This window comes from Fulvivirga sp. (assembly GCF_040218215.1).
Taxonomy (GTDB): Bacteria; Bacteroidota; Bacteroidia; order Cytophagales; family Cyclobacteriaceae; genus Fulvivirga.
In genome coordinates this window covers 271221-290710 of the sequence record NZ_JAVJQL010000014.1, presented here as the reverse complement: position 1 = coordinate 290710, position 19490 = coordinate 271221, and the positions used below count along the sequence as shown (strand labels likewise).

Genomic DNA, 19490 nt, shown 5'->3' with positions numbered 1-19490 from the left:
GGGTCTATAATTTGATGACTGATTGAACATTAATTAGTTTTAATCAATTATTGCTCCAAATATGTTAATTAAAGTAAACAAAAATTTAATATCACGTTAAACGAAGGAAATGTTTAACACATTTTTAACGATAAATATAAAATCTTGTTATCCTCACTATGGCAGAAATTCTTGTAGTTGAAAAACTCACCAAAACATTTAAATCAGGAAATAGATCATTGACAGTGCTGGATGATGTGTCTTTCAGCATCGAGGAAGGCTCTAGTATATCTATAGTAGGACCTTCTGGCAGCGGAAAAACAACATTATTAGGGTTGTGCGCGGGTTTGGATATTGCATCAAGTGGTACGGTATCATTAACAGGCATCAAGCTTAACGCCTTGGATGAAGATGACAGGGCTTATGTGCGAAACCAGAATGTGGGATTTATTTTTCAAAATTTTCAACTATTGCCTACGCTTACCGCCTTGGAGAATGTAACGGTTCCATTGGAATTAAGAGGTGAGAAAGACTTTAAGGACAAAGCCATTGAGCTGCTCGAAAGGGTTGGTCTTGGTGACAGAATGACGCATTACCCGTCTCAGTTATCTGGTGGCGAGCAGCAGCGGGTGGCCATGGCCAGGGCATTCATCACTTCCCCCAAGGTATTATTTGCTGATGAGCCTACTGGTAATCTTGATGAAGAAACGGCAGAAAAGGTTCAAAATCTTTTGTTTGATCTCAACAAACAAGAAGGCACTACCTTGATAATGGTAACTCACAACCTGGAGTTGGCTTCATTCACCGATAGAATATTAAGATTAAAGGGTGGAAAAGTAATAAGTGATGAGAAAACCCCGGTGAAGGCATAGATGGAATATTTTATCAAAATTAAGAAAAGAAAAAATTCGCTTTTTTCTGATAAATGGGTCTGGAAAATGGCTTTGAAAGATGCCCGCAATAATTTGGGTAGGCTTTTCTTGTTTATCTCTTCTGTAATTATTGGTATCGCAGCGCTGGTATCCATTAACTCATTCAATATCAACTTGCAAGGTAGTATTGACAATCAGGCTAAAGACCTTTTAGGAGCTGACTTTGTAATAAACGGCAATAAGGCCTTTGAAGAGGAAATGATTCAGGCTTTTGACTCGGTAGACGCTATAAAGGCCAGCGAAGCAGATTTAGCGTCTATGGTCATGTTTATGACCAGCACCCCTGGTACGAGGTTGGTAAGAATTGTAGCTATTGAAGGTGATTTTCCTTTTTATGGTGAGTTGGAAACGCTTCCGGAAAATGCTCCTGAGTTAATGCGTAATGAGCCCTATGCCATGATGGACAAAAACCTGATGGGCCAATATGATGTGAGTGCTGATGATTCCGTGAAAATTGGGAAAATGACCTTCAAGATAGCCGGAGAGGTTTCTAAAATACCTGGAGGAGGGGGTATCCAATCAACATTCACGCCTTCAGTTTATATTTCCATGAAATACCTTGACTCTACTGGCTTGGTACAGTACGGTAGTAGGGTTGATTACAAAAGATATTTTAAAACAGCCTCTCAGGAAGAAACAGATCAGTTTGTAGATAAATTGAAACCTATTGCCAGAAAATATGGGCATTCGGTAGAAACAGTTGAGAGGAGAAAGGAGAATCTCGGAGAGGGTTTTCAGAACCTTTATAAGTTCTTCAATTTGCTGGCATTTATAGCTCTGATACTAGGTTGTATTGGTGTTGCCAGTTCGGTACACATCTATGTAAGAGAGAAGAGAAATACTGTTGCAGTCCTTAGGTGTATAGGCGCTTCAGGGTGGCAGGCTTTCAATATCTTTTTTGTGCAGACATTGGTTATAGGACTTGTGGGAAGTGCCATTGGAGTTTTGCTTGGAGTGGTTATTCAATATGCATTGCCAGCCCTGCTCCAAGAGTTTATACCGCTAGACTTGGATTTAAGTATTGCCTGGGGGGCAATTTTGGAAGGCCTGTTATTAGGTTTGGTTATTTCCGTATTGTTTTCAGTACTTCCATTAATCTCTGTAAGGTTTGTGCCTCCATTATCAGTGCTGAGAACTGGCTTTGAGCCACTAAGAAGGTTCTCAAAAGCCCGAATATTGGTAATCGTTCTGATTTTACTGTTTCCACTGTTATTTGCTGCGTATCAATCCTCTAGCCTTACAATTGGAGCGTTGTTCTTTTTAGGTTTGGTGGTAGCCTTTGCTGCATTGGCAGGGGTAGCACTTCTTTTGATGAGAACCGTAAGGAAATTTTTTCCGTCAGGGTGGTCATTCATTTGGAGACAGAGTCTTGCCAATTTATTCAGACCTAACAATCAAACAATTGTATTAGTTGTGGTAATTGGCCTTGGAGCCTTTCTAATTGCCACTTTAAATATTATTCAAAACAGCCTGCTGAATCAGGTTGAGTTTGTTGGTAATGAAAATCAATCGAATACCATTCTTTTTGACATACAGCCAAACCAGAGAGAAGGAGTAGTTAAGTTGACCAATGATAATGATTTACCAGTTCAGCAACTGGTTCCAATTATTACCTGCAGGTTGAGCAGTATAAATGGCAAGACCATTAGAGATATTCAGCAAGATACTACTGATGCCGTGCCAAACTGGGCACTTACCAGGGAGTATAGGGTCACTTATAGGGACTCAATCCATACGTCTGAAATATTGGAAGTAGGTAAATTACAACATGTTTCTAATGACAGTATTTATGTAACGGTTAGTAAGGGGATGCATGAAAATCTTGAGTTGGACATTGGTGATGAGATTGTATTTGATGTTCAGGGCATTAGTATTACTACCTATCTTGGAGGCATTCGAGATGTGGATTGGCCTGTTGATCCACCAAATTTTATTTTTGTATTTCCTAATGGGGTATTGGAGCAGGCACCGCAGATTTATGTGCTTACAACTAGAATAGATGCTCAATCCAAGGCGAATACTTATCAGCGTGAGCTGGTAGCATTGTTCCCTAATGTGTCATTGATTGACTTGAGTCTTGTTCTTACCACTATAAATGAATTCTTTGATAAAGTCTCTTTTGTAATTCAATTTATGGCTTTGTTCAGTGTATTAACTGGTCTTGTAGTGCTGGCTGGAGCAGTGATTAATAGTAAATATATAAGACTTAAGGAGAATGTGATGTTAAGGACAATAGGTGCAGTAAGTAAGCAGATCGTAGGCATGACCATTTTAGAGTATGGATATCTAGGCTTTTTTGCAGGATTGACTGGTATCTCGTTGTCAATCATTTCAGGATGGCTTTTGTCTACATTCTTTTTCGAGGTAATCTTCCTGCCAGACTATTTGGGTCTTTTATATCTCTGGTTGACCATAATGGGTCTGACCATTTTTGTGGGATGGTTAAATACACGAGGGGTAATTCATCGATCACCACTTGAAGTTTTAAGAAAAGAAGTATAGGTTAATTATCTTTAATGTTCCATGCTCAAAATTATGTGGTATTAAAGTAATTATGATTCTTATATGAAAAGCCTTTTAGGAGTAATCTTTCTATGCTTACTATTGTCGAAATGCCCTGTGGTATTTGCACAGACTATGTTCATAGAGAATAAAGGTCAATACACACCTAAAAACTTCTTCTATGGAAAATTGCCAGAAGGCAGAGTGTTTTTTCAGGCCGATAAACTCGTGTACGACTTCTATAATATGAAGTCGCACCATGATGAACCCGGCATGGGCTTGCATCAGGATGGTGAGTCTGAAATGGATTTAATTAACAGACATGCCTATTATTTTCAATTTAAGAACTCAAACCCAGATGTTAAAGTCACAGGAAATTTCAAAGGGCAATTAGTTCATAACTACTTTGTAGGGGACAAAAGTAAGTGGACTACTGAAGCCCATGAATATTCAGAAGTTTACTACGCTGAGTTGTATACAGGCATAGATTTTAAATACTACAACTATGGCAACTCGGTAAAGTATGATTTTATAGTGGCCCCAGAAGCTGATATTAATCAAATTGCAATTGAAATTGATGGGGCTAATGCATCTTATATAGATGAATTAGGTCATCTAAATATTGAAACGGAGGTTAATAAGTTAATGGAAACCCGTCCAATTGCTTATCAATGGATAAATGGTGAAAAGAAATTTTATGAGGCTGAATTTTCATTGAATAATGGAAGCCTGTCTATTAATCTTCTCGAAGATTATGACCCTTGTTTGGAGCTGACTATTGATCCCACATTAATTTTTTCAACCTATTCTGGTTCCACGGCAGATAATTGGGGCAATACTGCCACTTTTGATGATGCAAGCAATTTGTATTCGGGTGGAATTACAAGCCATTACTCTGGCGGAGCCTTTCCGGCTACTTCAGGAGCCTATCAGACAACATATGCCGGTGCCTGGGACGTTGCCATACTTAAATATGATTCTCTGGGTCGTCAACCAATATATGCCACATACCTGGGCGGAAGCCAATCGGAAGTGCCGCAAAGCCTGATAGTTGACAAAAATAATAACCTACTTGTCATGGGAGTTACAGGCTCATCTAATTACCCAACTCAAAATGCATTTCAATCATCATATGGAGGAGGCACAAATGCTGAACCTTTTGGTGGTGGTGCTAATAATGTATTGTTTCCGTCTGGGTCTGATATTTTTGTCACCAAAATAAGTGCCTCTGGAAGCAGCTTATTAGCATCTACCTTTATAGGTGGCACGGCTAATGACGGGCTAATGATAGCTGGAGAGGCGCTGGTTAGTAATTACGGAGATCAGTCAAGAGGTGATATTTATATAAAGGAAGACGGCAATATTTTAGTGGCCTCCAAAACCAGCTCCACTGACTTTCCATTGTTAAACGCATTTCAAGATACCTTTGCAGGAGGTTCCACTGATGCTGTAGTTTTTGAAATGAGTGCTAACCTAACTGATTTAATTTTTTCCTCCTATTTGGGAGGCCCGGTTATGGATGCCGCTTATTCCATTAAATCAAATAACAACGGAAAGATAATTGTAGCAGGTGGTACCAATTCTGCGGCTTTAGCCAAGCCAACAGAACGATTTTCAAACAGTAAACCAGGCAAAATTGATGGCTGGGTATCTATAATTGATAATGTAACTTTTAAACTGGATACAGGTATTTATGTTGGTACATCAGAAACCGACCAGGTGTATTTTATTGATTTGGATTCCGAGGGTAATATTTATACTTACGGACAAACTAGTGGTGCTTTTCCGATAAAAGGGAATGTCTATACCTCTGGAGGAGGCCAGTTTTTACAAAAATGGAATAACGACCTTACAAATTTAGAGCTATCAACAAGGTTCGGTTCCTCAGGCAGTTTTCCAAATATTTCCCCCACTGCTTTTTTGGTCAATGACTGTGATAACATTTATCTCAGCGGATGGGGCGGGGGGACTAACAATGGTTTTATTGGAGGCTCAACCGTTGGAATGCCTATTACTGCCGATGCCTTTCAATCTACTACTAATGGTTCTGATTTTTATTTAATGACTTTAAGTGCCAATGCAGAAGAGTTACTCTATGCCACTTATCTGGGAGGTAGTCAATCTCAAACGCACGTTGATGGTGGTACCAGTAGGTTTGATAAAAGAGGTATTGTGTATCATGCGGTATGTGCAGGCTGTGGTAGTTTTTCTGACTTCCCTACCACCCCTGATGCATTTTCGTCAACTAATAATAGCCAAAATTGTAACAATGCTGCTTTTAAGTTTGATTTGGCCTCTTTGAGGGCTGTAATTCAAACCAATTCTGTTGAATTGAACAATCCTGGCGTTTCCATTGTCTGTTTCCCTGATGATGTAGTCTTTCAAAACTTAAGTATTGGGGGCGAAATATTTGAATGGGATTTTGGTGATGGGAATAGTGTTGTAGCTAATGACACTTTGCCAATAGTTCATAATTATGCCAATGCTGGCAATTATAAGATCACATTAAAAGCCATAGATCAGAATACCTGTATATCGGAAGATGTTACCTCAACAACTCTGCAGGTGGCACGGCCCATTTTTGATGTGATTGGAGACCAGACATTATGTGAAGGCAGTTCACTGAGACTAACTGCATTTGGAGGGACTAATTACTTCTGGACCAGTGCGGATAGTCTTTCTCAATCTACAAATGCTATTTATGAGGTGTCACCTTTAGAACGCACAACCTATTATGTTTCTATAAGTGATGAACTAGGCTGCAGTAAAATAGATACGGTAAACGTAGAGGTGCTGCCAGGACTTGAATTGAGTTTTGATTACCTCAAAGTGTACGATTGTTTTTCGAGACCTGAGCTGCAAGTTGTTAATACAAGCTTAGATGAGGGAGCATATTCATGGGATTTTGGCGATGGCTCTATCTCTGATCAGCCTGAGGATACGCATATCTACCAGCAAGATGGTAACTATTCCGTAACTTTAATTGGGGCTAGTGGGCAATGTGTGTACGAAGAATCCAAAACAGTTGCTATACAAACGCTTAAAGTACCCAATGTTTATACGCCAAATGGAGATTCTGATAATGAAGTTTTCGAGATAATAGCTTCCAATAAAGTTAAGTTAACAGTTTGGAACCGCTGGGGTAAGACTATTTTAGAAACAGATGATTATCAGAATGATTGGAAGGGGGTTAATGAACCATCTGGTGTATATTATTATGAAGCTGTTATTGAAGATGTGACCACTTGTAAAGGTTGGGTGCATCTTATAAAGTAAGAAATAATGAATATCGAATCAATCAATCCTGCTAATGGAGAAAGCGTTGCCACTTACAAGGCAATGACCTCTAAAGAAGTGAAACATATCATTGATGAGTCAGACCTCGACTGGAAAAATTGGCGCAAGACCTCTTTTGATGAGAGAAGTCAATTAATGCATAAAGCCGCGGAAGTTTTGAGGGAAAACAAAGCATCTTATGCAGAATTAATGACACTGGAAATGGGTAAGGTGCTGAAAGATGGGGAGTCTGAAATTGAAAAATGCGCCTGGGTTTGTGATTATTATGCTGATAATGCTAAAGAATTCTTAAAGGATCATAAAGTTGACACTGAAGCTTCCAATAGCTTCATATCTTACAAACCTATTGGTATTGTTTTGGCTGTTATGCCTTGGAATTTTCCCTTCTGGCAAGTCATGAGATTTGCAGCACCTGCTTTAATGGCTGGTAATGCAGGGGTATTAAAGCATGCCTCTAATGTGAGTGGGTGCGCCATTGCTATTGAGAAAGCTTTTCAAAAAGCAGGTTTCCCGAAAAATATTTTCAGAACACTTATTATTCCGTCCAATCAGGTGGCTGAGGTGATAAAAAATGAAAAAGTTAAGGCAGTAACCCTTACAGGTAGTACGCCCGCTGGTAAGTCTGTAGCTGCCATAGCCGGCAGTCAGATTAAGAAAACTGTTCTGGAATTAGGTGGTAGTGACCCATATATAATTTTAGAAGATGCCGATTTGGAATTAGCGGCTAAAACATGTGCTACAAGTCGATTGATAAATAATGGGCAGAGTTGTATTTCTGCCAAACGCTTTATTGTGGTTAAGGAAGTGAAAGCTGAGTTTGAAAAGCTACTTTCAAAGTATATGTCAGAACGAGTAGTGGGGGACCCTTTAGATAAAAGAACAGATCTGGGGCCGATGGCAAGAATGGATTTGCGTGATGAGCTCCACGATCAAGTGACAAAGAGCAAGGAAATGGGTGCCAACTGTATTTTAGGTGGTGTTATTGATCATAATAGTGAAGGAGCATTCTACCCGCCAACCATACTTACAGATGTTAAATGGGGTTCACCAGCTTATCATGAAGAATTATTTGGTCCGGTGGCCTCTATTATAGAAGCCAGCAATGAGAAAGAAGCTATTGAAATAGCTAATGACAGCTTTTTTGGATTAGGTGCAGCAGTTTTCACCAAAGACCTGAAGCGGGGTGAGTATATTGCTAAAGATGAAATTGAAGCAGGATGCTGTTTTGTTAATGACTTTGTGAAGTCTGATCCCAGATTACCTTTTGGGGGAGTAAAAGGTAGTGGCTATGGCAGAGAACTAAGTGCTTATGGTATTAAGGAGTTTGTGAACATTAAGACAGTTTATATAAAGTAATACTAACTTTTAAGTATAGTTCTTACCATTTTTAATTTTTCAATAACTTCGTCAGGGTAGTCACTCCTAAACCTTTTAGTATACTCAAGTGCCTTTACAATGTCAGATACGGAATAAGGAATATGGTCGATATTGCCTTCGTAATAATCAATTACAGATTCAATCACCTTTATATTTCTGTTTTGAAAAAACATATGCTTAATATTTTAATAAAGATATTGAGGTAATGGTGCAGCATCAATACCGATTGATGGGTATTTTGCTTAAGGTTATATCTGTAATTGAAAGTTAATTATTGATATTGTTATAGAGTTCTGTTGAAGCACTTTCCAGATGGTCAAGACGATCGATCAAAGTAGCCTTTTGTTCACTGGCAATTTCCTTATGAATTTCAGGAGGGTATTCCGTCATAGCCTGGTCTATGACAGGTTCGGAAAGGGCTTTTTTGATTTCTGTAGTAACATTTTTAAAACTTTTCTGGCTCATACCTTTTAATAACAGCATGTCCAGATCGGTCACTTTTTTAGCGGCATCATTCACACTTGCCTCTCCTTTTCGGAAAGACTTGAATTTGTTTGTTGTATTTACAACTACCGTGTTGACCCACCCATCATTAAACCTGCAAAAGGCCATATCCCTATCAATAGGAAAGGGTCTGATTATTTGATGATCAAGAGTATCGTATACCAACCACTTCCATTGCCCCGCGTGTCTGTCCCAGTCGCTGATTAAGATATCAAAAATCCTGCATTTTAAATACTCAAGGGTATCAAGCCTTATGGTTGCATTTTGAATTGCACTAAGCATCTCATCCGTGTTAATGACATCTGCAGGCTCAAAAAAGGCTTTGCTGCCCTTCCATTTTGAATCCAATTCTTCTTCAAAAATTACTGCTGCACCAGGCAAGTGAAGCTTTATACTGTCATGAACCTGAGAATAGTAAGGGAGTATGTAGATAGCAGGGTTGGTGTGAAGGATATTAAGAGATTCTGAAAGGCTTGCCACTACTGGGGCTGCATATGGATTAAGTGCAGAAGTTTGATCCCTTAAAAGTGGCCTTAATGCAGAATTAATTAGCCAGTTGGGCAATACCCTGGACTGGTCCTTGTCAATTGACCTAAACGAGTAGTGCTTGTGGTTAGGAGCCTTCATTTCAATGCTGGTTGTCTGCTGGCCGCCACCTACTTTGTGAAATTGCAATGTATCGAGTCCGGTAAACACAGGAAGCTGTATTTCCTTACTCCAAAGTTCCCTGTAATGATTACCAAAAAGGGTAGTTGCAATTGAATTGCGATCGTAAAACTTAGAAATGGATGTGTTTATTGAATCTGAATCGTGATTGTTAAACAACGCATCGGCTTGTTTTATTCTGTATTCAGAAGAAAAATGATAACGCTCTCTTGAGTTTATGAGATTAGGTAAAATGAACAACAAAAAGAAAGCTGTGAGGAGGCTAAGTGAAGTTATGATTAAACTGCGTCTCAACTAAAAAGTCAAAATAAAGTCCTGCTTCCTTATTTCAGGATTGAAAAACACTAGACCAACCTGAAACAGATCAATAGTAACTGTAACCTGATAGTGACTTTTGATTTCATTCCAGGCCTTTTCCATTTCTCCATTCATATGAATATCATCAAACACCAAGCATGTATGATCAGAAATATGGCTAAGAAATAAATTAAAATAAGCCAATGTAGCCTTGTAGGTGTGATTAGCATCTATTAGGGCAAAATCGACCTTTTTATACTTATTAAGAAAAAGGGGCAGTGTTTGGTCAATATTACCTTCAATAACTTCAGTATTGGTTTTCTCATTCCCTTGAAACACTGCCGATGCAATAGCGGCTAAAGAAGGGTCACCCTCAAATGTAAAAACCCTTGAATCTTTGTTTTTTGAAAGGTATAAGGTGTTAACCCCTAAAGAAGTGCCGAGCTCTACAACTATATTGTAGTCAAAATGCCTGATCAAGCGCTCGTATAGTTCTGAGAATTTTCTTTTTGAAATACCTTTAGTGGCTATATCAGAGATTTTTCTTTGATTGTTTTTAGAAACATTAGACCCGCTTCCCAGATCTACAACCTCAATGGTATTGGTACTTAGCGCAAATTGTTCCCTTATCTTCTCAATGTCTGGAAATAAAGGTTTCCTATTAGTATCTAGAATCACCTTTTTATAAAGCTCATAGATAAATGGAGAATGAAGGGAATGCTCATTTTCCTCGTTTAACCAATAATTAAAGTAACTGAAGGTTTGATGAATAAAAGACAAATTAATTCAATTTGAATGGAGCAATCATGGTAAATTCAGGTATGGTGACTTTAAACCTATGACCATCTACAATTCTCTCCATCAAAAAAGTACCACCCATTTTACCGATACCAGATTTTAAATTGCAACCTGATACATACTGATGATATTGACTAGGTTCTAAAATGGGCTGCTGTCCAACAACGCCTTCGCCTTCAACTTCTCGGGGGATAAGTGCCGCATCATGAATGTTCCAATGACGCCTTAATAACTGTATTGTGTTATCACTCTGATTTTCAATAGTAACTCTGTAAGTGAATACATAATGGTACTGGCTAGGACTGGAATATGCTGGTTGATATTCAGTCTCCACACTTACTTTTATACCTTTTGTTATTTCCGTTACCATTGAGTAATTTATTTTGTTATTACAAAACGCATTGGATGTTAAAGAAGTTTTAAATTTAAATCTAATTCCAAATAAAAAAATTAAATGGACGTAAAAATCGCTGATTCGTGGAAGGATAAGTTAAATGGAGAGTTTGAAAAGGCATATTTTAAGAATTTAGTATCATTTATTAAAGAGGAATATAAGTCTCACACAATATTTCCTCCAGGAAAACAGATCTTCAGTGCGTTTGACCATTGTGGCTTTGAAGATGTGAAAGTGGTGATAATTGGTCAAGACCCATATCATGGCCCCGGTCAGGGCAATGGCTTATGTTTTTCCGTAAATGATGGAGTAAGGAAACCACCTTCATTAATCAATATTTTTAAAGAGATAAGAAATGATCTGGGCACGGAGATTCCAGAATCTGGTAATTTGGAAAGGTGGGCTGATCAGGGGGTTTTATTGTTGAATGCAACGCTAACCGTAAGGGCAAACTCACCAGGCTCACATCAGAAGAAAGGATGGGAGCAGTTTACAGATGCTGTTATCAAGCTGTTGTCTGATAAGAAGGAGCACCTAGTCTTTATTTTGTGGGGAGCATATGCCCAGAAGAAAGGGGAGGTGATTGATGCGCAAAAGCACATGATAATCAAATCTGCTCATCCTTCACCATTTGCTGCAGACAGAGGCTTTTTTGGTAGCAAACCTTTTAGCAGAACTAATGACTATTTGAAATCAAAAGGTTTGGATACAATAAGCTGGTAATAAAAGAGGCAATCTATTTAGATCACCTCTTTATACTTATCTTATAAGATTGAAGAACCTTCTCCAGCGTATTCTGCTAAAGAAGCCTTTGTTAGGATCTAAGGACAGCCAGATAAAGAACCCTTTACCTACCACATGATCCTCAGGTACGAATCCCCAATAACGCGAGTCTAGTGAATTGTGCCTGTTGTCACCCATCATAAAGTAATAATTCTGCTTAAATGTATACTCAGCAGTTTCTTTACCATCAATAAACAGTTTGCCATCTTTGATCTCGGCATTTTCATTGTGCTCATACAGGGTTATGGCATCTCCGTATGTTGCAAGTGAAGCCCTGTCAATTTTTATTGTTGCGCCTTCTTTAGGAATGGTTAAAGGCCCATACCAGTCTGCATTCCATGAAAATAATTCAGGGTCATTAGGGAATATTCCATTATCTAACTCACCTTTATGATACGATTCAAATTGTCTGTAAGGATTATTGGATGAAGGACGTACCTCTGTGATAAATGGAAGTTTTTTAAGTGTCTCAGCCTGAGCTGAAGTGATGTACATGAGCTGAACCACGCCATTATCGTCCCTGCTTACAACCTGACTGTCAGTAATATCCTGATCATCTAAAATTCTTTGGCTCAAGGCATTTTTTGAGAAGACCAGGTACGAGAATTGCATTTCTTCCGGGTTTTCAATGGCCTTATCATTGATATATATTTGTTTGTCTTCGATTTTAAGCACATCACCAGGAAGCCCGACACAACGTTTAATGTAGTTTGTCTTCAAATCTATAGGGTAATCAATGTTTTCATTCAGACTTTTTGGAGGCACATTAAATACCACCACGTCATTTTGCTGGATAGAGGTAAAACCCGGAAGTCTATATTGTGGCAGTTGGATCCAGTCTACATAAGAAGGAATTTCGGTGCCCCATATTTTTTGATGTGTTAAAGGTATTTGTAAGGGTGTGGCAGGTGTTCTGGTGCCATAATGGAACTTACTTACAAAAAGAAAATCGCCTACTAACAAGGATTTTTCCATTGATGGGGTAGGGATAGTAAATGCCTCCATTATCAACCATCTGATAAGTGTTGCAGCAATAACTGCGAAGGTGATGGCATCTAACCACTCTCTGGCCTTTGATTTTTTTACTTCAGGCTTTTCTTTCTTCTCCCAAAATTTCCAGTTCATATATTTTGATTTTTTGTTACTGGTATATTACCAGCATTGTTTCTTACAATTTGTGTCTATTATTTTTTCAGGTTAGCTAAAAAGTCTTTCATATTTAAGATACCTTTTTGCTGTGGCAGCCATTCACTCACCATAACTGCACCCATCGCAAATCCCTCTCTGGAATGTGCCGTGTGCTTGATTTCTATATCGTCTATTGGTGATGAATATTTTACAGTATGCGTGCCTGGCACATTCTCTACCCTGTGTGCATGAATAGTAATGGATTTCTCACTTTCTTTTTCAAGCAGCCAATTTTCCTTATTAGGGTTGTTATCTATAATGCCTTCAGCGAGACTTATTGCTGTGCCACTTGGGGCATCTTTCTTTTGCGTATGATGAATCTCATCAATATCAACATTGTATTCACTTTGGTCTGCCATTAATCGGGCAAGCTGCTCATTAAGTTGAAAAAACAGGTTAACCCCAATGCTATAGTTAGAAGCATAGAAGAAAGTGCCATTGTTGTTTTTACACAGCTCTTCAACTTCAGCTTTTTTATTTAGCCATCCTGTTGTGCCCGATAATATCGGAATGTTGTTTTCTAAACAGTATTTAATATTAGCGAAAGCAGATTCAGGCTGGCTAAATTCAATAGCCACGTCTGTGTTAGATGCATTGAATTTTTGTAAGTCATTGGCATTGTCACGGTCAATGGTGCCTGCTATTTGATGTCCTCTTTTTAAGGCTATGGCTTCTATGGCGTGGCCCATTTTCCCATAGCCAATCAATAGTATTCTCACTTAAACTTTAGTTTTATGGAGACCCCGGCATTGTACCTTGCATATACAGGCTGCTCAAACATGGGGTCGATTGTAACTTTTAAATCAGGATTTAAATCAAATTCCTTCAAATGTGCATCAATGTGTGCATCTAATATCTGCATCATATAAAAAACGCCCATTAATATTAAATAGAAGTCCCTATCTCTCCTTGTGCTGTTTATAGCAGAGCGCAGCTGCTCTTCAGTAGCACCGGATGGGGGTGTAAAATCAGGGTCTTGTAATAGTTGAAAAAGCTCTCCTCGGAATTCTTTATATTGATTATCGTAAACACTGGCAACATATCCCAGGGTTATAAAACCACCATAAACAATAGGTAACTTCCAGTACTTCTTATTATAAATTTGACCTGCACCTGGCAGCACAGCCGCTAATAACGAGGCCCTTCTTGGCACAAACTTATCGGCATAGGTATCTATTTCTTGAACGCGAACATTGTCCTCACTTTCAACCAGGATGGGCTCATCATTTCTGGTAGAGTCAGTATTAACTCCTGCAGGGCTTATTTGTGCTTGAGCCGAACAGAATATCAATAGGATTAATCCAGTGAGAAGAAATGCCTTTTTCATTTATATTTCAAGAATTTCCAACAGCCTGTTCAAATCTTCAACGGATACAAAAGGAATTTTTATCTCACCTTTTTTACCATCTGACTTAATTTGAACTTTGGTGCCAAAATGCGATGTTAATTTGTGTTGCAAATTAGCAATTTCCTTGCCGCCTTCGTTTTGTTCTTTAGGTTCAGCTGGTTTTTTTGAAGAATATTCTGAACGAACCAGTTCTTCTACCTTTCTGACTGATAAATCCTGACTTAGAATTCTTTTGAAAATGTCCAGTTGCTGATCAACACTATCAATTGTGATCAGGGCTCTTGCGTGGCCCATTGTTATTTTTTTATCGCGTATAGCAGCCTGAATGGCCGGAGGCAATTTCAATAACCTTAAATAGTTGTTTACCGTGGTTCTGTTTTTGCCCACACGGTCTCCAAGTTCTTCCTGCTTAAGCTCACATTCAGTGAGTAGCCTTTGGTAACTCAAGGCAATTTCAATGGCATTAAGGTTTTCCCGCTGAATGTTTTCAATTAATGCCATTTCTAGCATCTGCTGATCATCTGCAGTTCTTACATAAGCGGGTATGGCTGTAAGTCCTGCTAGCTTGGAAGCTTGAAACCTTCTTTCCCCGGAGATCAACTGGTACTTATTCTTGGATAATTTCCTGACGGTGATCGGCTGAATTATGCCCTGAACTTTAATAGACTCGCTTAACTCCTGAAGGGCATCCTGATCAAAATGTGTTCTTGGTTGAAATGGGTTTACCTCTATTTCATCCAGGCTGATCTCGTTGATGGAACCAGCTGGATTACTTTCACCAACGGCAATATTTTTCTCCATCGAAGGAGAATCTTCCAATAAGGCTCCGAGTCCTCTTCCTAACGCACTTTTTCTTTTTATTGATTTATTGGCCATTGGTATTAATATTATGATTTGCCGTTTTTGACTAGAATTTCCTTAGCCAAATTTAAATAACTTACGGCACCTTTACTTTCAGCATCGTGGGCTATAGCAGGTACTCCAAAGCTTGGAGACTCACTCAACTTAATGTTTCTGGGAATAATTGTATCGAAAACTATTTTCTTAAAATGTGTTTGAACTTCTTCCACCACCTGATTAGACAGCCTCAATCTTACATCATACATTGTTAACAGAATACCCTCAATTTCCAATGCTTTGTTAAGCCTTGTTTGAATAATTTTTATGGTATTCAACAATTTACCCAAACCCTCCAAAGCAAAATATTCGCACTGAACCGGGATAATTACGGAATCTGAAGCAGTTAACGCATTGATAGTTATAAGTCCTAACGAAGGGGAACAGTCTATGATTATATAGTCGTAATCCTTTTTAGCTTTTTTAAGGGAGTCTTTCATACGTTCTTCTCTTCTTTCAATATTTACCATCTCCACTTCAGCACCGACAAGGTCTATGTGAGAGGGGAGAATATGTAAGTATTCTATATCCGTTTTGGTAATAGCATCATACACGTCTACACCATCAACCATACACTCATAAATGCTGTGCTCAACTTCACGAGGGTTGAGCCCAACCCCTGATGTTGAATTAGCCTGAGGGTCGGCATCAACAATTAAAGTGCGATACTCAAGGGCTGCCAAACTCGCAGCTAAATTTATTGCCGTAGTTGTTTTACCTACTCCTCCTTTTTGATTTGCAATGGCTATTACCTTAGTCATTAACTGTTAGTTTTTACGGTTAAATTATATACCAATTCAAATCCTTTGTTTTCAAACATTTATGACACAGGAAATGGTTTTAATCGTGCTTTATTGCTCAAAAAAGGCGTTTTAAGCCACTTCTTTGAAAACTAAGTATTTTCAAATTGGGGTTACAAAGATATAAGTTTAATTGAATTATGTAAGAGTTACCCTTAACCAATCTGATAAAAAGAAAGGCCCAATTTATAAGGGCCTTTCAATCAGTTTAATATCGCTAAGAAAATTACTTTTTGTTCTTGTTCTGAGCTTTCATGGCATCTTCCAATCTCTGCTGAAATTTGGATTTTTTTCTACTGCCTGCATTCTTTTTATTCTCATCCAAAATCCTTCTGATCTTATCTTCATCCACAAACCTTCTTATGAGCGCTTGTTGACCAAAAGTAACCAGGTTAGCAATAAAGTAATAAAAACTCAAGGCTGCAGGGTAGGAGTTTAGCACAAACATGAAGATAACAGGCATGAAATAAGAGATTGATTTCATAGGGCCTTGTACTGTGCTCACCTGCTGCTGAGAGTAGGTAATCATGATGGTTGAGATTGTCATAAGCAACACAAACAAACTAACATGACTACCATAAAAAGGTATTTCGAATGGAAGTGTTAAAATTGAATCATAACTTGATAAATCCGTAGCCCATAAGAAGCTTTCACCTCTTAACTCAATAGATTGAGGGAAGAAATAGAACATGGAAAGCAAAATAGGCATTTGAAATAGCATCGGAATACAGCCGCTAATAGGATTTACGCCTACCTGCTGATATAATTTCATTTGCTCAGACTGAGCCTTTGCCATGTCACTGCCATGTTTTTCTTTAATTTCATCAAGCTCAGGTTTCAAAACTTTCATTTTGGCCATTGATAAATATGACTTGTACGAAAGCGGTGACAATACCAATTTGATAATCAATACTATGATGATGATGATTAATCCATAGTTGTCTAAAATGTCATTTAAAACATCAAATAATGGAATTAATACATATTTATTTACCCAAAGCATAGGAGGCCATCCCAGAAAAAGGTTCTTTGAGAACTCTTCGGTTACTTCACTTGTAATATGGTAATCATTAGGCCCGAAATAGAACCTGTAATTGCCCTGACCCTTGTTCAGATCACTTAACGGAAGACTTAATGTTACTTCAGCATACTTTACTACTTCAGGGTTGTTAGGATCTACGTTGGTAGATATCTTTCCTTTAGTAAAGCTTTTATTGGCAATTATGGCCGATAAAAAGAACCTCTGCTTGATAGTTGTCCATTTGATAGACTCGCTGATAACTTCCTCTTCGTATGATGTAGATCTTTCAGATAGTTCTTCAAATTCCCCTGATGTGGTATAGTAGTTAACAGTGGAGTTCTGACGGCTCATATTTACATCACTCTCCTGAGTAATCATATGGTCATTCCACTGGAACAATACCTCTTCTTTAGTAATACTACTTTCTAAACCTTTGAATTGCAGTTTGTAGCCTACTTCGTACCCTGCGCTAGGAATGCTATATACATGCTTTACAGATTTACCTTCACCTAAGTCAAGGGAATATGAAATTATGGTTGAGTCACCGCTGGTGCTGGTTCCTAGTCTGTAATAAAGTTGATTTAGGTCTATAGTCTTTCCGAAAGAAGTAACGATCGTTTTAAACTCATTGCTTTCTGGTGTAATCAACCTTACAGGATTACCATCTTTAGAGTTGAAAGTTTTTAGTATTACTTCTGATACTTTACCACCTTTTGAGTCGAAAGTGATTTTAACGGTCTCATTTTCAACAGTTTTCTTGGTTGACTCGCCTTTAGCTCCGGCTGCAAATACTCCAAATTTGTTGACTAGCTCAGCATCTAATAATGAGTCCGGCAATGCTGGCGTGTTCTGAGCCTCTACAACTGTAGAATCACTCGGCATAACCAGTTCAGTATTGGTTGCAGTCTCTTCAGGAGCGGGTAAATCCGGCTTAAAAAACATCCAGTATCCAAAAAGCATAACTGAAATGAGTATTAACCCGGTAGCTTGGTTCTTATCCATTTTTTATATTTTACTTATGATTAAGATTTCTTTTTTTGAATTGCGGCTTCAACGAACTTTACAAATAGCGGGTGAGGGTTCAATACCGTACTTTTTAATTCAGGATGATATTGTGTGCCTATAAACCACGGGTGATTTTCCAACTCGACAATTTCGACCAACCCGGTTTCCGGATTAATACCAGTTGCTTTCATTCCCGCAGCTTCCATTCGCTCTAAATATTTATTATTGAACTCATAACGGTGTCTGTGGCGTTCGCTAATATTTTGCTTTCCATATACACTAAAAGCCTTACTTCCTTTTTTAAGCTTGCAAGGATAAGCACCTAACCTCATGGTACCACCCATATTTGTTACTTTTTTTTGATCTTCCATTAAATCAATTACCGGATCTTTTGCTTTTGCATCTATCTCTGTAGACGAGGCGTTTGGCAACGTTAGTACATTTCTGGCGAATTCAATTACAGCGCATTGCATACCGAGGCAAATTCCAAAAAAAGGAACATTGTTCTCACGAACATACCTTACCGCTTCAATTTTGCCCTGAACGCCCCTTTCACCAAATCCCGGTGCCACTAAAATGCCGTGATATTGACTTAAAATATTTTCGCAGTTGTCTGCATTTATGGTTTCAGAAGATATCCAATGAAGGTTTACCTTGCACTCATTGGCAGCGCCTGCATGCACAAAAGACTCCACTATTGATTTATAAGCATCAGGTAGTTCTACATACTTACCTACCAATCCTATTTCTACTTCATCGGTTGGGTTTTTAAGCTTACCCAGAAATGCTTTCCACTGATCAAGATCAGGCTCTTCTTTATGATTAATCTTAAGTTTGGCCAAAACCCTTTCAGCGAGTTTTTCCTTACGCATAAGAATTGGCACATCATAAATTGTTTCGGCATCAAGCGCCTCAATTACCGAATTGATATGTACGTTGCAGAATAACGCCAATTTCTTTCTGATATCTTGCGGCAAATGTCTTTCAGACCTGCAAACCAATATGTCAGGCTGAATACCTGCTTCCAATAGCTGCTTTACCGAATGTTGAGTAGGTTTTGTTTTAAGCTCTTTAGCAGCACTTAAATATGGAATGAGTGTAAGATGGATAACAAGAAAATTGTTGGTACCTACATCCCATTTTACCTGACGAACAGCCTCTATAAATGGCAATGATTCTATATCACCAACACAGCCACCAATTTCAGTAATAACAAAATCATAATCTCCACTTTCTCCAAGTTGATAGATATTTCTTTTGATCTCATCAGTGATGTGTGGTACTACCTGAACTGTTTTGCCAAGGTATTCGCCTTTGCGCTCTTTGGTAATTACATTATTGTAAATGCGTCCAGTGGTCACATTATTGGCCTGTGAAGTAGGGGAGTTAAGAAAACGCTCATAATGACCAAGGTCAAGATCGGTTTCTGCCCCATCGTCTGTTACGAAGCACTCACCATGTTCATATGGATTTAGCGTACCCGGATCAATATTGATATAAGGATCGAACTTTTGGATGGTTACCTTAAAACCTCTGGCTTGCAAAAGTTTGCCCAAAGAAGCTGATATTATTCCTTTTCCTAATGAAGACGTCACACCACCTGTGACGAAGATATATTTTGCAGTGGCCATAAGTTGATTTAGGTATGAATTTTTTGCTGTTAAACTTATGGGGTGCAAAGGTATTGGAATAACTTGACAAT

General features: G+C 38.4%; 16 protein-coding genes. 5 read left to right on the top strand and 11 right to left on the bottom strand.

All coding sequences use genetic code 11. The annotated features are described in order from the left end of the window. The first annotated feature begins 158 nt into the window (after positions 1-158). From RIB54_RS09960 to RIB54_RS09945, 4 genes are all read left to right on the top strand, one after another. Positions 159-851, top strand: a complete 693-nt coding sequence (locus tag RIB54_RS09960; protein WP_350065787.1) for an ABC transporter ATP-binding protein — start codon at positions 159-161, stop codon at positions 849-851. Between the two features lie 66 nt (positions 852-917). Next, complete coding sequence (locus RIB54_RS09955; RefSeq protein ID WP_350100778.1) at positions 918-3413, top strand: ABC transporter permease; 2496 nt, start codon at positions 918-920, stop codon at positions 3411-3413. 63 nt (positions 3414-3476) lie between these two features. Beyond that, entirely contained in the window at positions 3477-6689 is a 3213-nt protein-coding gene (locus RIB54_RS09950; protein WP_350100777.1) for a DUF7948 domain-containing protein, read from the top strand. Positions 6690-6695: 6 nt separating this feature from the next. Further along, positions 6696-8066 carry an NAD-dependent succinate-semialdehyde dehydrogenase gene (locus RIB54_RS09945; protein WP_350100776.1) on the top strand — a complete coding sequence of 457 codons (1371 nt, stop codon included), beginning with the start codon at positions 6696-6698 and terminating at the stop codon, positions 8064-8066. Between the two features lie 2 nt (positions 8067-8068). On the opposite strand, the gene RIB54_RS09940 is transcribed toward RIB54_RS09945, so the two are convergent. From RIB54_RS09940 to apaG, 4 genes are all read right to left on the bottom strand, one after another. Further along, a complete protein-coding gene (locus tag RIB54_RS09940) occupies positions 8069-8260 on the bottom strand; it encodes a hypothetical protein (RefSeq protein ID WP_350065794.1) in 192 nt (63 codons plus the stop codon). A 94-nt stretch (positions 8261-8354) separates the two neighbouring features. Next, the gene (locus RIB54_RS09935) at positions 8355-9551 is read right to left on the bottom strand and encodes a hypothetical protein (RefSeq protein ID WP_350100775.1); all 1197 of its coding nucleotides are present in this window, start codon (positions 9549-9551) and stop codon (positions 8355-8357) included. Further along, the gene (locus RIB54_RS09930; protein ID WP_350100773.1) at positions 9552-10334 is read right to left on the bottom strand and encodes a class I SAM-dependent methyltransferase; all 783 of its coding nucleotides are present in this window, start codon (positions 10332-10334) and stop codon (positions 9552-9554) included. Position 10335: 1 nt separating this feature from the next. Next, positions 10336-10722 (bottom strand): Co2+/Mg2+ efflux facilitator ApaG/CorD, encoded by a 387-nt coding sequence (gene apaG / locus RIB54_RS09925; RefSeq protein WP_350065800.1) that lies wholly within the window; start codon positions 10720-10722, stop codon positions 10336-10338. Between the two features lie 84 nt (positions 10723-10806). Between apaG and RIB54_RS09920 the strand changes: the two genes are divergently transcribed. After that, positions 10807-11469, top strand: a complete 663-nt coding sequence (locus RIB54_RS09920) for a uracil-DNA glycosylase (RefSeq protein ID WP_350100772.1) — start codon at positions 10807-10809, stop codon at positions 11467-11469. Positions 11470-11505: 36 nt separating this feature from the next. On the opposite strand, the gene lepB is transcribed toward RIB54_RS09920, so the two are convergent. The 7 genes from lepB to pyrG form a co-directional block, all read right to left on the bottom strand. Next, on the bottom strand, positions 11506-12654 hold the full coding sequence (lepB, locus tag RIB54_RS09915) for a signal peptidase I (protein ID WP_350100771.1): 1149 nt from the start codon (positions 12652-12654) through the stop codon (positions 11506-11508). Positions 12655-12713: 59 nt separating this feature from the next. Further along, positions 12714-13436 carry a 4-hydroxy-tetrahydrodipicolinate reductase gene (dapB, locus tag RIB54_RS09910; RefSeq protein WP_350100770.1) on the bottom strand — a complete coding sequence of 241 codons (723 nt, stop codon included), beginning with the start codon at positions 13434-13436 and terminating at the stop codon, positions 12714-12716. Next, positions 13433-14044 carry a DUF5683 domain-containing protein gene (locus RIB54_RS09905; RefSeq protein ID WP_350100768.1) on the bottom strand — a complete coding sequence of 204 codons (612 nt, stop codon included), beginning with the start codon at positions 14042-14044 and terminating at the stop codon, positions 13433-13435. Before RIB54_RS09905 ends, dapB begins: the two co-directional genes overlap by 4 nt. Then, entirely contained in the window at positions 14045-14941 is an 897-nt protein-coding gene (locus RIB54_RS09900) for a ParB/RepB/Spo0J family partition protein (RefSeq protein WP_350065809.1), read from the bottom strand. It lies immediately after the preceding gene. Positions 14942-14952: 11 nt separating this feature from the next. After that, entirely contained in the window at positions 14953-15723 is a 771-nt protein-coding gene (locus tag RIB54_RS09895) for a ParA family protein (RefSeq protein ID WP_350065811.1), read from the bottom strand. Positions 15724-15988: 265 nt separating this feature from the next. Then, the gene (gene yidC, locus RIB54_RS09890; RefSeq protein ID WP_350100767.1) at positions 15989-17785 is read right to left on the bottom strand and encodes a membrane protein insertase YidC; all 1797 of its coding nucleotides are present in this window, start codon (positions 17783-17785) and stop codon (positions 15989-15991) included. Positions 17786-17805: 20 nt separating this feature from the next. After that, positions 17806-19419 (bottom strand): CTP synthase, encoded by a 1614-nt coding sequence (gene pyrG / locus RIB54_RS09885; protein WP_350065815.1) that lies wholly within the window; start codon positions 19417-19419, stop codon positions 17806-17808. Positions 19420-19490: the final 71 nt, after the last annotated feature.

Coding starts and splice junctions, on each gene's coding strand:
- RIB54_RS09960 (WP_350065787.1), top strand. CDS start 159: ATGGCAGAAATTCTTGTAGTTGAAAAACTCACCAAAACATTTAAATCA.
- RIB54_RS09955 (WP_350100778.1), top strand. CDS start 918: ATGGCTTTGAAAGATGCCCGCAATAATTTGGGTAGGCTTTTCTTGTTT.
- RIB54_RS09950 (WP_350100777.1), top strand. CDS start 3,477: ATGAAAAGCCTTTTAGGAGTAATCTTTCTATGCTTACTATTGTCGAAA.
- RIB54_RS09945 (WP_350100776.1), top strand. CDS start 6,696: ATGAATATCGAATCAATCAATCCTGCTAATGGAGAAAGCGTTGCCACT.
- RIB54_RS09940 (WP_350065794.1), bottom strand. CDS start 8,260: ATGTTTTTTCAAAACAGAAATATAAAGGTGATTGAATCTGTAATTGAT.
- apaG (WP_350065800.1), bottom strand. CDS start 10,722: ATGGTAACGGAAATAACAAAAGGTATAAAAGTAAGTGTGGAGACTGAA.
- RIB54_RS09920 (WP_350100772.1), top strand. CDS start 10,807: ATGGACGTAAAAATCGCTGATTCGTGGAAGGATAAGTTAAATGGAGAG.
- lepB (WP_350100771.1), bottom strand. CDS start 12,654: ATGAACTGGAAATTTTGGGAGAAGAAAGAAAAGCCTGAAGTAAAAAAA.
- RIB54_RS09905 (WP_350100768.1), bottom strand. CDS start 14,044: ATGAAAAAGGCATTTCTTCTCACTGGATTAATCCTATTGATATTCTGT.
- RIB54_RS09900 (WP_350065809.1), bottom strand. CDS start 14,941: ATGGCCAATAAATCAATAAAAAGAAAAAGTGCGTTAGGAAGAGGACTC.
- RIB54_RS09895 (WP_350065811.1), bottom strand. CDS start 15,723: ATGACTAAGGTAATAGCCATTGCAAATCAAAAAGGAGGAGTAGGTAAA.
- yidC (WP_350100767.1), bottom strand. CDS start 17,785: ATGGATAAGAACCAAGCTACCGGGTTAATACTCATTTCAGTTATGCTT.
- pyrG (WP_350065815.1), bottom strand. CDS start 19,419: ATGGCCACTGCAAAATATATCTTCGTCACAGGTGGTGTGACGTCTTCA.